General features: G+C 50.2%; 17 protein-coding genes. 5 read left to right on the top strand and 12 right to left on the bottom strand.

Going from position 1 to position 14204, the window contains the following annotated elements; genetic code table 11:
- Positions 1-95 precede the first annotated feature (95 nt).
- Genes AB4Z29_RS03285 through AB4Z29_RS03275 form a run of 3 tightly spaced genes read left to right on the top strand, consistent with a single transcriptional unit; the run spans position 96 to position 1904 of the window.
- Complete coding sequence (locus tag AB4Z29_RS03285; protein ID WP_441941692.1) at positions 96-305, top strand: hypothetical protein; 210 nt, start codon at positions 96-98, stop codon at positions 303-305.
- Positions 295-1560 (top strand): DNA polymerase IV, encoded by a 1266-nt coding sequence (locus AB4Z29_RS03280; protein ID WP_441941691.1) that lies wholly within the window; start codon positions 295-297, stop codon positions 1558-1560. Before AB4Z29_RS03285 ends, AB4Z29_RS03280 begins: the two co-directional genes overlap by 11 nt.
- Positions 1557-1904, top strand: coding sequence for a YolD-like family protein (locus AB4Z29_RS03275; protein WP_441941690.1), 348 nt, complete (start codon positions 1557-1559; stop codon positions 1902-1904). The genes AB4Z29_RS03280 and AB4Z29_RS03275 overlap by 4 nt, the downstream gene beginning before the upstream one ends.
- Before the next feature lie 102 nt (positions 1905-2006).
- On the opposite strand, the gene AB4Z29_RS03270 is transcribed toward AB4Z29_RS03275, so the two are convergent.
- The 3 genes from AB4Z29_RS03270 to AB4Z29_RS03260 all read right to left on the bottom strand — a co-directional run bounded on the left by AB4Z29_RS03270 (position 2007) and on the right by AB4Z29_RS03260 (position 5209).
- On the bottom strand, positions 2007-2681 hold the full coding sequence (locus AB4Z29_RS03270) for an HAD family hydrolase (RefSeq protein WP_441941689.1): 675 nt from the start codon (positions 2679-2681) through the stop codon (positions 2007-2009).
- A 105-nt stretch (positions 2682-2786) separates the two neighbouring features.
- Positions 2787-3692: a hypothetical protein gene (locus tag AB4Z29_RS03265; RefSeq protein WP_441941688.1), complete on the bottom strand. Its 906-nt coding sequence runs from the start codon at positions 3690-3692 to the stop codon at positions 2787-2789.
- A 191-nt stretch (positions 3693-3883) separates the two neighbouring features.
- Positions 3884-5209, bottom strand: coding sequence for a DUF2515 domain-containing protein (locus tag AB4Z29_RS03260; protein WP_441941687.1), 1326 nt, complete (start codon positions 5207-5209; stop codon positions 3884-3886).
- Positions 5210-5348: 139 nt separating this feature from the next.
- Between AB4Z29_RS03260 and AB4Z29_RS03255 the strand changes: the two genes are divergently transcribed.
- Complete coding sequence (locus AB4Z29_RS03255; RefSeq protein ID WP_441941686.1) at positions 5349-6044, top strand: SOS response-associated peptidase; 696 nt, start codon at positions 5349-5351, stop codon at positions 6042-6044.
- 57 nt (positions 6045-6101) lie between these two features.
- On the opposite strand, the gene AB4Z29_RS03250 is transcribed toward AB4Z29_RS03255, so the two are convergent.
- From AB4Z29_RS03250 to AB4Z29_RS03230, 5 genes are all read right to left on the bottom strand, one after another.
- A complete protein-coding gene (locus tag AB4Z29_RS03250; protein ID WP_183561882.1) occupies positions 6102-6389 on the bottom strand; it encodes a stage VI sporulation protein F in 288 nt (95 codons plus the stop codon).
- Between the two features lie 71 nt (positions 6390-6460).
- Complete coding sequence (recG, locus tag AB4Z29_RS03245) at positions 6461-8512, bottom strand: ATP-dependent DNA helicase RecG (RefSeq protein ID WP_441942002.1); 2052 nt, start codon at positions 8510-8512, stop codon at positions 6461-6463.
- Between the two features lie 7 nt (positions 8513-8519).
- Positions 8520-9374, bottom strand: coding sequence for a DegV family protein (locus AB4Z29_RS03240; RefSeq protein ID WP_441941685.1), 855 nt, complete (start codon positions 9372-9374; stop codon positions 8520-8522).
- A gap of 35 nt (positions 9375-9409) precedes the next feature.
- Positions 9410-11182 (bottom strand): DAK2 domain-containing protein, encoded by a 1773-nt coding sequence (locus AB4Z29_RS03235; protein ID WP_441941684.1) that lies wholly within the window; start codon positions 11180-11182, stop codon positions 9410-9412.
- Between the two features lie 11 nt (positions 11183-11193).
- Complete coding sequence (locus AB4Z29_RS03230) at positions 11194-11553, bottom strand: Asp23/Gls24 family envelope stress response protein (RefSeq protein WP_441941683.1); 360 nt, start codon at positions 11551-11553, stop codon at positions 11194-11196.
- A gap of 290 nt (positions 11554-11843) precedes the next feature.
- Between AB4Z29_RS03230 and rpmB the strand changes: the two genes are divergently transcribed.
- On the top strand, positions 11844-12032 hold the full coding sequence (rpmB, locus tag AB4Z29_RS03225) for a 50S ribosomal protein L28 (protein WP_053375639.1): 189 nt from the start codon (positions 11844-11846) through the stop codon (positions 12030-12032).
- Between the two features lie 97 nt (positions 12033-12129).
- Here rpmB and spoVM read toward each other — a convergent pair whose 3' ends face one another.
- The 4 genes from spoVM to rsgA form a co-directional block, all read right to left on the bottom strand.
- Positions 12130-12210 (bottom strand): stage V sporulation protein SpoVM, encoded by an 81-nt coding sequence (spoVM, locus tag AB4Z29_RS03220; protein WP_010345573.1) that lies wholly within the window; start codon positions 12208-12210, stop codon positions 12130-12132.
- A gap of 121 nt (positions 12211-12331) precedes the next feature.
- Positions 12332-12607, bottom strand: coding sequence for a hypothetical protein (locus AB4Z29_RS03215; protein WP_441941682.1), 276 nt, complete (start codon positions 12605-12607; stop codon positions 12332-12334).
- Between the two features lie 10 nt (positions 12608-12617).
- Positions 12618-13262, bottom strand: coding sequence for a ribulose-phosphate 3-epimerase (rpe, locus tag AB4Z29_RS03210; RefSeq protein ID WP_183561890.1), 645 nt, complete (start codon positions 13260-13262; stop codon positions 12618-12620).
- Positions 13263-13267: 5 nt separating this feature from the next.
- Positions 13268-14203 (bottom strand): ribosome small subunit-dependent GTPase A, encoded by a 936-nt coding sequence (gene rsgA / locus AB4Z29_RS03205; RefSeq protein WP_441942001.1) that lies wholly within the window; start codon positions 14201-14203, stop codon positions 13268-13270.
- Between the last annotated feature and the right edge of the window lies 1 nt (position 14204).

Genomic DNA, 14204 nt, shown 5'->3' with positions numbered 1-14204 from the left:
TTGATGTAAGAAATAACCACAAAAACCCTGTAGCATAAGAACGGATGTTCTGTATATAATAAGAACAAACGTTCTTATGATGAAGGAGGCGCATCATGGCATTGGTTCAATGGTTCAATAAAGTCGGTTGTGTCGTTGCTATTATTTATATAAGCAAAAAGGGGGCTGTTACGAAGCGGAGAATACGGATTCTTGCTGTCAGAGAAGGCCATATCCGCGCTTTTTGCATCGACTCAGGCGCCCAGCGCGTCTTTCTCACGGCGAATATATTAGCCGCAGAGCTGGTGAGCCGTGATGCCTCTTAATAAAGTCATTATGCTCGCGGACTGCCAATCCTTTTATGCATCCGTCGAGAAGGCGGAGCATCCCGAGTACAAAGACCAGCCGCTCGTCGTGGCAGGCGATCCCGAGCGCAGGTCTGGCATTATTCTAGCGGCTTGCCCCATCGCCAAGGATTTCGGGGTCACGACGGCGGAGCGGCTTGGAGACTCCCTTGCCAAATGTCCGGATCTGGTCATCATCAAGCCGCGAATGCAGCTCTATATCGATATTTCGATGCGAATTACGAACATTTACAAGTCCTACACCGACCTCGTTGAGCCCTATTCCATCGATGAGCAATTCCTCGATGTGACTGGCTCGCTCCATTTGTACGGCTCGCCGGAGGAGCTGGCGCATCATATTCAAACCCGTATTCAAGCCGAGCTTGGCATCTATACCCGCTTCGGCATTGCGGAGAACAAAATATTGGCGAAAACGGCCTGTGACAACTACGCGAAGAAAAATGCTTCCGGCATTTATATTTTGAACAAAGAAAACCTTTCCGACACGCTATGGACCTTGCCCATCTCCAAAATGTTCATGGTCGGCAGCCGCATGACCAGGCATTTTCAATTCATGGGACTGGAAACCATCGGCAAGCTGGCCGAAACGCCGCTTGAGAAGCTGAAGCTCATGCTGCGCCGCAAGCTTGGCAAAAACGCCGACATCAGCGCCGAGCTTTACTGGAACATTGCCAACGGCATCGATAATAGCCCCGTAGCTCCGGGGACGCATGAGATCGCTCCGAAGGCGGTTGGACATATGATGACGCTGCCGCGCGACTACGGAACACTCGACGAGATTAAGGTCGTGCTGCTGGAATTGACCGAGCTGGTGTGCCAGCGCTGCCGCGGGAAAGGGTATATGGGACATGTCGTTTCGGTAGGCTTGATGGGAGCGGATTACGACCGGCCGACCGGCTTCAGCCGTCAAATGAAGATGGACGATCCGACGAACATGACCAACCAGGTATACCGGGCCGCCATCCAGCTCGTGCTGCGGCACTGGGACGGCCATCCGGTAAGAAAGGTCGGCGTCAGCCTGACGCAATTTTCCCAGGATGACGAGTATCAGCTTTCTTTGTTTGATACGAGGCGCGAGAAGACGATGGCGCTTGAGAAAGCGACGGATGCCTTGAAGAAGAAATACGGCGATGCCGTTATTCTGAGAGCGGTATCTACTACTCCTGCTGGTCAAGCGAAGCATCGTTCAGTGAAGATCGGAGGACATTATAAATGAGAAAAAAACTGGAAGGCAACGGGCTTTGGGAATCCAGCCGCATGATGCTGCCCGAGCACAAGGTCGCGATTAACGAGCTGGAGAAAGCTTCGCGGCAGCGCGAGCGCATAGAGCTTGACGAGCAGGAATGGGAGCATGTAGCCCGTTCCGTGACCGAATCACTCCACCATCGGCAGCCGGTTACGCTCCGCTTATTCCACCCGCTCGAGGAGCTGACGGTCATCGGCATCGTCGAGCGGATCGACCAGCTGAAAGGCCGCTTTATGGTCGATGGGGAATGGTTCATGATTCGAGATATCGAAGGCGCGGCTGTTCAGGAGAACGAGGAAAACGGCCTCTTTTGAAACGATGGCAGCCTTAGCCCTTAAACGGGTTCTAGGCTGCCGCTTTCCAATAGCTCCGTATTTAACCTGCAACTACCGAGGGAGCGTCGAAAAATCACCCTTTTACCTTTGCAATCCAAAAGAACACACGATAGCCGGCAATTCATCCAATCCCTCAATTATGGCGTCCGCACCCGCAGCGGATGAGAAAGAAGCATTGCTTTTCCATATCGCTTTCATCCCCGCCATTCGGCTTGCTTGTATATCATTAAGGGGATGGTCTCCGACATACACAGCCTCGTCCGCATGTACCTCAAGCTTGGATAACGCTCGGACAAAAATAGCAGGATCCGGTTTTCGAAGCCCTTCCCACTCCGAAATCAATACCTCGTCGAAAAACGGCTCAATGCCTAACGCCTTGAAGTTATCATATTGAAATTGACCGAAGCCGTTGGAAACCAGTGCCAGCTTTAACCCATGGCTCTTGAGCTGACCAAGCGCCGCTAACGCATGAGGAAACGCGAGGCAATGCTCCTGAAACATATGCAAATAGTCATTTAGGAGATCAGTCCATGCCAAACCCTCGATCGAAAACTCTCCGATAAGTTGTTGATATACGCTGTCCTTCCACACATAGCCATGATTATCAAGCTCGATAAAGCGCCTCACATAATCCTCTTTCCGGGCAGCCTGAAGGCCGGGAAACCTCTCATACTGTGCACTTACAAAGGAGGAGAGAGAGGCATCTCGATCTAACAGGGTCCCGTCTAAATCAAAAAGCACAGCCTTCATAGCCAAAAAAACCAAATCCCTTCATTCGCGTTAGGATAGATATTCGATCCTTTTCGCCTTGTTTCCTTCGCGTTAGGATAGGTATTCGATCCTTTTCGGCTTGTTTCCTTTTTATTGTCCGTGTAGAGACTTGTCGCTTGGCTCATTGGCACTGCGGATGCGGGCAAGCTGCTTCGTATTACGCAGCAATAGGATAACAGGTACGAATGCGAGCAGGAAACAGAAAGCAGCTAGGAGCGGGAGCACCGTCCACGCGAAGATTGAATGGCCGAGAAGAGTCTGCCAGCCGATCACCAACAGACCTAGAACATAAAAGATTCCCGTAAGATGAATCAACCGATGGTTAACAGAACTGCGCAGCGCTCTTCGTTCAGTCAGCCATGCTACAAAAGGAACGGCTTGAAGCGCATGAAAGCCTAGCCCATGCAGCCAGATGATATTTCCGCCGAGGCCAACGGATCTGCCTTCATTTACGGATATCCAGATACCGGCAGCAAACGAAAGCATGATTGCACAAATGGCATATCGAATGCCAAGCACGAGCGCAGGACGCAGTCGATATGCTTTTGCGCGGAAAAAGGGAACAGCCAAATAGAGATAAAACAGGATCAGCAGAAAGGCCACAAAAGTAAAGATCGAGCCGACTGCGACGTCATAATTCGTTCCGCCAGCGACAAACCTCGGGTTCACACCGCGATAATTTTGGACCGTTTCGGCAAAATAACTGTACATAGCTAGTGAAATATAGGACCATCGGAAAAAGATTCTGTTTTTGCTTCCCATTCCCGAGAATGGAACGATAGCCGCAGTTGACAATAGAAACAGACCTAACGCTGCATTAAATGAAAAAGCTTTCAGCATATTGCCTTCAGGCGCTACCACTTCCCCGTTAACCCATGCTATTGTCGCACAAAAAAACGCAAGTACAAATCCAAGCAGTCCGGTAACGACCAGGTACTTCTCACCTTCAAAAAAACGCAAACTCCGCTGCTGTCCACCCGTTAATACTCGTTTCAAACTGATGCACCCTTCCCCCAATACGTGATGCTGCTAATATTACAGGAAGGAAATTACATGTTTAACGGACTTCCGTTTGATTCCGCACTCTAACCAAAGGATGGCTTTCTGCTTGACTAAAGTCTGTAGACACCAGGCGAACCGCCTTTATTTTACAAGCACATACAAGGATAAGGTCACCGAAACCAATCCTAAGTGCCTCCACGCTGCATTGCCAGCACCGCCAGCTCGACCTTGTTTAGCATAAGACCGTATTCATTCGTAATTTCGAAGGAATGAGGAAGCGGAAGCTTTTGGAAATAAGGCCATATCGAATCGACCGAGCTGAACCAATCACCAGGATCAGGCTGCTCCAATGGCCGATCCTTCCAAGCTGCGCCAAGCTCTGGGCTATACAGCGCCGCAGCCCCTGGCTTCAAACGGCCTCCCAGCAAACGCTCCTTATAGACGCTTTGAGGCGGCAGCTGGCGAACGCGTGCGAACAGCTGCGGTGCGTAATCCGCGCGTGAGCCCGTATGCTTCACAGCTCCGGCAAAACATTTCGCGCCCTCATGGACCCGGGGGATGCCAAACAGCACCGCATACAGCCGTTTGCCGAATTCGATCCGCTCCGGCAAATTCTCGAATCGCTCTAAGATGAGGCCAGAAAGCTTCAATACCGATGATTCTTCAGCCTTCCCGCTCTCACTTCCCGTTCCGTATGGGAAAACAACGCCGTTTAGCTGCAGCAGCGACTGAAGGCCAAAAAACAACGTATGCAGCACCTTTTCTCGAAAGTAAGGATGCTGTACCACTCGCCCTTCGATATAATGCTGCTCATTCACAATTAGCGCAATCGTTAAAGGCACTGCATCCTGATCACGCAAAAACTGCTTCCACACTGGCGACATGAACGATGATACTCCAAATGCGGGAAGCAGATGGAACAAGCTTCTCCCCTCGCGCCTGCTCCATTCATACAGCAGCAGCTGCGGATATGCGTCCTGAAAGATCAGTGCATTCGCCTGCTCCAGAAAACGGAACACCGCCTCCCTTTGCTCCTCATTTAACAGCCAGGGCAGCCACTCACCCTGCAAATCCGTCATGTTCCAGCCTCCGTTGCGAGATACCATATGAGCAAGAAGCGCCCAGTGCAGCTCAGGCGTGCGAAAATAAACGCCGCGGTATGCCTCGGTTCGCGTCACATTGTTACGGTTGTACGCTGTCGTCTCGGCATGTATGCGGGCAATGATCGCAAGCTCCTGCGTATTCCAGCTATGGGACGCAGCAGGCTCCCCGTACGCAAGCTGCTTAGACCACGTATATTTCARCTTCGCAGCGGCAGCGCTTGAGAGCTGAAGCGGGACTGCTTCAGCAATCATCGTATGAGACGCGCTCATAGCCGCCCATTTGCCGGCCGCATACTCGATCGCTGCCCGCGGGAGCACGAGCAGCTGCTGCAGCAAATAGCCGAACGAACGGCGGTATGATCTTGCTTCTGTTTTTTTGCTCAATGCCTGCGCCCCATTTCCCGTCATTGCCTGATACGCCTTATGACTCGCTATATCAACCAGTATTTGCCAACAGGCACTTCGTCATACTGTGTTAGCAACATATGCGTATCCGCTGCTCACAATGTTATAATAAAGCTAGTATATAGAAAGGCGGTGAAGAGCCATGTGCGGAAGATATACACTCACCGTTACACTCGAAGAGCTGATGGTTCGCTATATGATTGGGGAGACGATGGTACCGTTTCACCGACCCAAATACAACATTGCCCCAAGCCAGCTCATCCTTTCCGTAATCAGCGATGGTGTACGCAACCGGTTGGGTGAATTGAAATGGGGTCTCGTCCCTCCATGGGCAGATAATCCGAAAATTGGGTTTCAGATGCTCAACGCGCGCTCGGAAACAGCAGCGAGCAAGCCAGCCTTCCAGAAGCCGCTGCAGCGGAAAAGATGCCTCATTCCCGCTGATGGTTTTTATGAGTGGAAGACGACACCTAACGGCAAACAGCCGATGCGAATTTCACTGAAGAACAGAGCCCTCTTTAGCATGGCTGGGCTTTACGAGACTTGGGTTTCTCCAGAAGGAACCAGAATCAACAGCTGTACAATTCTGACAACGGCACCTAACGAACTCGTATCCCCTATCCATGACCGCATGCCCGTCATTTTGCGGCCCGAGGATGAACAGCTATGGCTCGATCGCTCCATAACCGATACTGCTGTGCTTATGCCCCTCTTTGCCCCTTATCCGAGCAGCGAGCTGGAGGCTTATCCCGTATCGGCTGCTGTCGGCAATGTCAGCAACGATGAATCCTCCTTGATCGAGCCCTGCAAAGTGGACGAGCAGCTCGAGCTTTGGTAGCCGCGGAGAGTGTGTGGAGCATGAATCTGCATAAAAAAAATCGCTGACCCGAAGCGGTCAGCGAAACATTCCCCAAAGCTTTAATAAATGAAACGTGTTGTTTGGATCGATTTTCTGTCCCATGACGAATGCCACGATCTGATCCTCCTGCGTATCGGTAAGCTGCTCCTGAAGGATAACAGCCGCCGCTTTCACTAGCTTCCGCACCTTAGGACGGTCCTGCAAATCATATTTAGTCACATTTCCAAGCAACTGCCTTATACGGTCCTTTACAACAGGGTTTTTCATTTTGTATTTGATACGCTCGACCAACTGCGGCCGAATTCCATAATTCTGGTAACTCACTGCCCTGACACCTCCATCCGGCAATCCAAGCGCGTTCGTTAATCTATATGCCGAAAGGAGGTAATTATTGCCTAGTCCAGCTGTTCCCCTTGAAAAATTTGATCCTTCTGCAGCACGCTGCGCACTCTGACAAATGCTTCATTCGACCAAAAATCATCGCGCTCCGTCAGCTCTCCCGCATCTTCCCTTGCAAGCTCAAGCACTTCATAATCGGCTACCATATCCGCCAATCGGAACTCTGGCAGTCCGCTCTGCTTCGTACCGAAGAAATCGCCCGGACCGCGTATTTCCAAATCCCGCCGCGATACCTCGAAGCCGTCATCCGTATCTGTCATGACCTTCATGCGCTCTTTTCCGGTTTCCGATTTAGGATCGGCCACCAGAATACAATGCGATTGATGCTCTCCACGTCCAACCCGTCCACGTAATTGATGAAGCTGAGACAAGCCGAAACGCTCCGCATCCATAATAATCATGAGTGTCGCGTTCGGCACATCGACGCCTACCTCAACGACAGTCGTCGCCACAAGCACATGCGTTTCATTCGCTCCGAAAGCACCCATGACCGTTTCCTTCTCTGCTGAAGAAAGACGGCCGTGCAGCAGGCCAACACGCAAATCGGGAAACGACTGCTGCGTTTGAACATATAGGTCAATCGCATTTTGCACATCCAGCTTCTCTGATTCCTCGATCAACGGACAAATAATATAAGCCTGCCGTCCTTTGCTGACTTCTTTCCTTATAAAGCCGAGCACTCGCTCCATCATACTGTGCTTAACCCAGTAGGTTTTGATCGGCTTGCGTCCATGTGGACGCTCGCGTATCGTAGACACATCCATATCTCCGAACGCCGTAATGGCCATCGTTCTTGGAATAGGCGTAGCGGTCATCGTCAGCACATCCGGATTCATCCCTTTGCGGCGCAGCACGCTGCGCTGGTTCACGCCAAAGCGATGCTGCTCGTCCACAACAACGAGCCCAAGGCTCCGGAAAAAAACATCATCCTGAATTAGCGCGTGTGTGCCAACGACAATATCAATCAGCCCCATTTGAAGCCCAGCCAGTATATCCCTGCGCTTACGCTCGGTAAGGCTGCCTGTGAGCAAGCCCACCTGGATGCCGAGCTCCGCAAACATCTTAGTAAGGGAGCGCATATGCTGATCCGCCAATATCTCGGTCGGAACCATCAAGGCACCTTGATGGCCGGACTTAACCGCAACGTAAAGCGCAATAGCGGAGACGACTGTTTTTCCAGAGCCAACGTCACCTTGCAGCAGCCGGTTCATGCATGAAGGTCTGCGCATATCGACACAAATTTCATTGACGACCTTCTTCTGTGCATCCGTCAGCTCAAACGGCAGCGTTGCGGCGAATTGGCGAATCGTCTCGCTTTCGATCCGGTGCGCAATGCCATCATTTCGTTTGCGGTTAAGCGCCCGGTATGCCTGCAGCTTTAATTGGAACAAAAATAACTCCTCGTATACAAGCCTTCGCCGAGCTTCCTGCCCTGCTTTTGTATCATCGGGAAGATGAATGCGCAGTACGGCGTCGCGCCTTGCCATCAGCTCATGCTTCCGAATAAGTTCCTGCGGCAGCAGCTCTTCGATCATCGTTCCATACTGCGTTAATGCTTGTTTAATCGTCTTCCGCATCCACGGCTGCGTAATACTGCCGCCTACGGAATAGACAGGCTGAAGCGTCCCCGTCTTTGCTCCCCCGCCGCTTCCCGGAAATTCAGAATCCGATACAGTCATTTGCAGGCGCTGCTGCTCCCATTTGCCCGTAAGCATAATCTCACGGCCAACCGTTAGCTGGTCCTGCAGAAAATGACGATTAAACCATACGGCGGTCACGAGCCACTGCCCGACCTCAACCTTGCAGGTCAGTCTAGATTTGCTTTTGCCGTAGCGTTGAAGCACTGGAATGCCTCTCACATGCCCAAGCACCGTAACCTTCTCGCCTTCCTTCACATCGGTTAGCTCCCGAATACGGTAATCCTCATATCGAAATGGGAAATAATCTAGCATATCAGCAACTGTTCTCACGCCAAAGGCGTGAAGCTCCTCTTCCTTGGGAGCACTCACGCCTTTGATTTGCCGAACAGAAATGTGGTCCAGCGTCATCATCCTATCACATCCTGTACATAAACACGGCTGAAGCGCCAGGACCGGTATGCGTACCAATTACAGCGCCAATCGTCGTCCATCCTATTTCCTGTACGTTGAACTGGCTTTTAATCAGCTCGCAGAGCTCCTCCGCCGTGTCCTTGCGGAAAGAATAAGCCATCGTCATCCCTACCGGCACATCGCCATAGGTCTGCTTAAGCAGCTCGATAATCCGTGCCATTGCTTTCTTAGACCCGCGCACCTTATCTACCGCAAGCACGACGCCGTCCGCATCTAATGATAATATCGGTTTAATGTTGAGAATAGAGCCAATCAGCGCGGAAGCCTTGCCGATTCGCCCACCCTTTTGTAAAAACTCCAATGTATCCACTAAAAAATATAATTGCGTATCGCGCTCTCTCTGCTCGATCGCCTCGATAATACGTTCCTTGGTTGCCCCAGCCTGTGCCATCTCAGCTGCTTGGACGACTCGCATGCCGAATCCGTACGAGGCAGACCTCGAATCCATAATCGTAATGTCTGATTGCCCCTCCAGCATGGAATGGGCAATGACAGCCGATTGGTACGTCCCGCTGAGTGCAGCCGATAAATGAATCGAGATAATAGGCGAGTCCGCATCTTCAGCCAGCAGCTTCTCATATGCCTCAGAGAACTCCACCGGGGACGGCTGAGACGTGGTAGGAAGTGTTGCAGACTGCGCAAGCTTCTCATAAAATCCATCCGACTTAATCGTCACCGCATCAAGGAACGTCTCTTCGCCAAAAAGCACCTTGAGGGGAATCATCGAAATCCCTAATCGCTCTCTTACCTCTTCCGGGATGTCAGCCGTACTATCGGTTACAATTCGGACCTTTCCCATTCTTCATTCCTCCCTGCATAAAACCAATTACCCGATTATTCCAATGCGAAGACATACGGATAGAGCGGTTGTCCGCCTTTCTGAACTTCCAGCTCCAAATCAGGATATTGCTCGCCTATCCATTCACAAAGCGAAGCCGTCTCAGCTGCGTCCGCTTCCTCGCCGGAGAGGATAGTAAGCAAATCCCCGCCTGCGTCAAGCATGCTCGCGACGAGACCTTGGCAAGCATCCTGCAATGCTGCTTTGGATACGACAATCGTTTTTTCTTTTATGCCGATATAATCGCCTTCGCGAATGTCAACGCCTTCAATGGTCGTGTCGCGAACAGCCTTCGTTACTTGGCCCGAGACGACTTGCTCAGCGGCGTTTTTCATCCACACGCTGTTGCGTTCGGCCGTTTCTTCTTCTTTGAAAGCAAGTACGGCGGCTAACCCTTGCGGAATCGTTCGCGTCGGTATCACGGTAACGCTGCGCTCGCTAAGCTCGGCTGCCTGCTCCGCGGCTAATATAATATTTCCGTTGTTCGGAAGAATATAGATGTGTTCCGCAGACAAAGCCTCAATCGCCTTAACGAAATCCTCGGTGCTTGGATTCATCGTCTGACCGCCTGACAATACCGTGTCGACTTCATTCTCCAAGAAGATGTCCGCGATACCGTCCCCTAAAGCGACAGCTATAATGCCAAAAGAAGCAGTCTCAAAAACTTGTCCGGGCGGTACGCCTTGAACGCCTTCGCCTGCCAGCAACTCAGCTGCCGAGTAATCAGGGGTGCCTCCATCGGACTGCTCATGCTCAAGCAAATCACGATGCTGCTCTCTCATATTGAGAATATGAATATCTGTTAATTCGCCATAGGGCAGCGAAAAATTAAGAACATCGCCTGGTTTGCGCGAGTGAACGTGTACTTTAATAATGTCGTCTTCTGTAATGACCAATATGGAATCTCCGTCTTTACTTAGCGCTCGCTTGTAAGCGGGTTCATCAAAAAACGCTCCAGCTTGCCCCTTCAGCTTGCGGTTAATGAAAAATTCCATATCATACAGAAACTCAATTTCTTCTGTCGAAAGACGAGATTGAGCCGATACCTGATCTAGCTTGCGAACAGGAATAGGAGTAGTTGGTACCGCTACCTCTTCGGGAGGAGCAGCTTCAGAAGCCATAGAATACGCATCTAGTTGTCCGTCTGTTTCAGCAAGACTGCGCATGAAACCTTCATAAATAAACACTAGACCTTGTCCGCCGGAATCCACAACACCTACCTGCTTCAGTACAGGCAATAGATCAGGCGTACGCTGAAGTGCCTCATATGCCTTTTGATGCACCTCGTGCATCAGCTCAGCCACGTCATGCGTTCGGCGGGCGTACTGCACGGCATGCTTGGCTGCTTCTTTGGCAACAGTAAGAATCGTTCCTTCTACTGGTTTTACGACAGCTTTATAAGCGAGGTCAACACCGTATTGCAAAGCAGCGGCCAGTTGCACCGTTCCTGCTTCTTCAAGACCGGCAAGCGATCTGGAGAAACCGCGGAACAACTGTGACAGAATAACGCCGGAGTTTCCACGGGCGCCCATAAGCAACCCTTTGGATAATACCTCTGTCGTTTTTCCGATGCTGTTTGAAGGCTTGCTGCGAAGCTCGCGAACGCCGGAGGACATCGTCAAATTCATGTTTGTTCCTGTGTCGCCATCCGGCACCGGAAATACATTCAATGCGTTAACGTGCTCCGCGTTACGCTGCAAATAATCCGCGCCGAGCAGTGCCATTGCGGCAAAATCAGATCCGTTTATAAAGCGCTTACTCAACGACATTTCCCTCCCTGTTACTTAAGTACCCTGACATCCTGCACAATTATATGGACTTCTTCCACTTGTAGACCAATCACGTCATTCAGCACATATTTTACTTTGGATTGAATATTATGCGCTACCTCGGAAATTTTTGTTCCATAGCTTACGATGATGTAGAGATCAATATGCAATTTTTCGTTCACTCGCCAAACTTCAACGCCTCGAGTTAAATTATCTCGTCCGAGCAACTCGGCAATTCCGTCCTTCAGCTGTTTGCGTGAAGCCATCCCGACGAGTCCATAACAATCCATGGCCGCAGAGCCGGCAATAACGGCTATGCAGTGATCAGAGACATGGATCGAACCGAGTTCGGTGCTTAACTGCATTGGCATGGAAATTCACTCCCTTACTGTAACAATTATGGACTAAGTACCATTGTACTATAAACGGCTCCTTTATAGAAGTCCGATCAAAAAAACCAGTGTTACCAAGGTATAATAGGTCTCGGCGGACATTGAGCATAGACATGTCCTCATATTTAGGTTGAATAGAACCAATGTTTATGATACGATATTCAAGTGTGTTTAAATGTTATTTCGAAACAAATGAAATTTCCCTCACGCATAACGAGCCCTATTATGGAATACGTTTTGCTCACGCAAGATTTAAAGGAGGTGTAGTCATGTCACGCAAATGTTTTCTTACAGGTAAAGCACCTGGTAAAGGTAACAACGTTTCCCACGCTAACAACAAAACTCGTCGTTCATGGGGCGTAAACGTGCAAAAGGTTCGCATTTTGGTTGACGGTAAACCGAAACGCGTTTATGTTAGCACTCGCGCACTGAAAGCTGGTAAAGTTACCCGCGTATAATGATGGCTTCGGCCATAGACAAAAGCACCTGAGCTCTCAGGTGCTTTTCTTTTGCTTTTACACGATCACGGCCGAAGGGTGTCCTGCAGCATCTGACCTAATTTTTTTGGAAGGTATTCAAAATCGCCTTTACGAATCCGCCCAAAAATTTAGGCAGTTTGATTGTATAAAATTTCATGCCTCATCCCTCCTCAGACACGCTCATCGAATTTATCCGTGACAACATTGCTACGCTCATGTAAACATCCTATGCGTCGTCAGTTTGTCCTATTCCATCGAGAGCCTTCTCGGAGAGCCCGTTATGCGCCTGTTAACGCTTCTGGAGTATCTCTTATAAAAATAATCATCGAATAAAAAACAGAAAATATGAGAAAAAACACAACAGACAAAACAAAAAATGTAATTCTAAATCCAAGTGTCTCAAACCTTCGAAAAAAACGAATGCCTATGTACAAAGCCAGCAATGAAAAGAGATAACGATAAAAATCCTCGATTACGGTAAATAGCGTAATCAACAGTCCCGCAGTGAACGTGTAGGCGATAAGCCAAAACGTTGTCTTTATCCTCTCATTCATGTTCCAGCCCCTATCGCAGTACAGCGATAGCAGCTGTACGGTCCTGTTCTGCAAACACAGCATTGCCTGCCACGAGCACGTTAGCTCCCGCCTCGCGAATAACAGCGGCAGTGGCTGCATTAACGCCGCCGTCTACCTGTACAAACACCTCATCAAGCCCTTGCTCTTCAAGCATCGCGCGCAGCTGGCGCAGCTTCACTAGCGAATATGGAATGAACTTCTGCCCGCCAAAGCCCGGGTTAACCGTCATAATTAGCACGAGATCAAGATCATGAAGAATCGGCTCTAGAATGGAGACGGGAGTAGCTGGATTAATAGCAACGCCTGCCGGCAATCCCTTTTCCTTAATATAATGCACCGTTCTATGCAAGTGCACACAAGCCTCGGCATGAATCGTAATCCGGTCTGCGCCTGCAGCAATATAATCGGCAATGGAAAGCTCCGGACGCTCGATCATAAGATGTACGTCAAAAGGGAGTTTTGTCGTTGGTCGAATAGCCGAAATGACAGGCGGCCCGAACGTTAAGTTCGGTACAAAATGTCCATCCATTACGTCAATATGAATCCAATCTGCCCCTGCCGCTTCCACGGCTTGGACTTCTTCTCCAAGCCTCGCGAAATTAGCTGATAGTATGGAAGGCGCAATAATCGTCATAGTTGTTAGTACCTCCGTTTTTTGTCTTTCATTTCTGCTAGAAACAGCAAGTAATGCTCATGCCTGCTTCTCTCGATTTCACCGCTCTCTACTGCAGCGAGTACCGCGCAGCCCGGCTCATGCACATGCGTACAGCCACGGAACTTGCAGCTTGGAGAAAGCTTGCGCATCTCGATAAAGCAATATCCTAAATCCTCAATCCCCAGCTCTTGGAAATCCAACTGACTGAAGCCAGGCGTATCTGCGACTAAGCCTCCGCCAATCTCTATTAGCTCCACATGCCTGGTCGTATGCTTGCCGCGCCCCAGTCGATTGCTGATTTCATTGGTTTCAAGCTGCAGACCTGGAACGATTGCATTAAGCAGGGATGATTTGCCTACGCCGGATTGACCCGCAAACACAGCAAGATGGCCCTGCAGTCTCTCTTGAAATGGTGTAATGCCTTCACCAAGACGGGAGCTTGTCCCGTATACTTCATAGCCAAGAGCACGATAAATTCGGTTAACGGAGGCTGCCGCAGCTTGTGCCTCCGCCGTCTCCAAACCATCGTTCTCCAAATCCTGCTTGCTTAAGCAAAGGACAGCTGGGATGCCTGCATGCTCGATATGGACGAGAAACTTATCAAGCAGCTGTAAATTAAGAGCAGGCTCCGTTACGGAGAACACAAGAATGGCCAGATCAATATTAGCCACTGGAGGACGAATCAGCTCCGAAGAACGAGGGAGAAGCTCCTCGACAGTCCCCTCTCCGTTCTCCGTTAAGCTGTACATCACGCGGTCTCCGACTAGCGGCGTCAATCCTTTGTTTTTGAAAACGCCGCGTCCTCGGCACTGAATCGTTGCCGAATCCGATGCCGTATTCTCTGCCCGCACATAATAATAGCCGCTCAAGGCTTTGACAATCGTGCCTTTAAGATGATTTTCTTTACTGTTGTGGCTCATG

This window comes from Paenibacillus sp. 2TAB23, from assembly GCF_052115165.1.
In the GTDB taxonomy this organism is placed as follows: Bacteria; Bacillota; Bacilli; order Paenibacillales; family Paenibacillaceae; genus Pristimantibacillus.
This window is presented reverse-complemented; position numbering and strand designations above follow the sequence as displayed.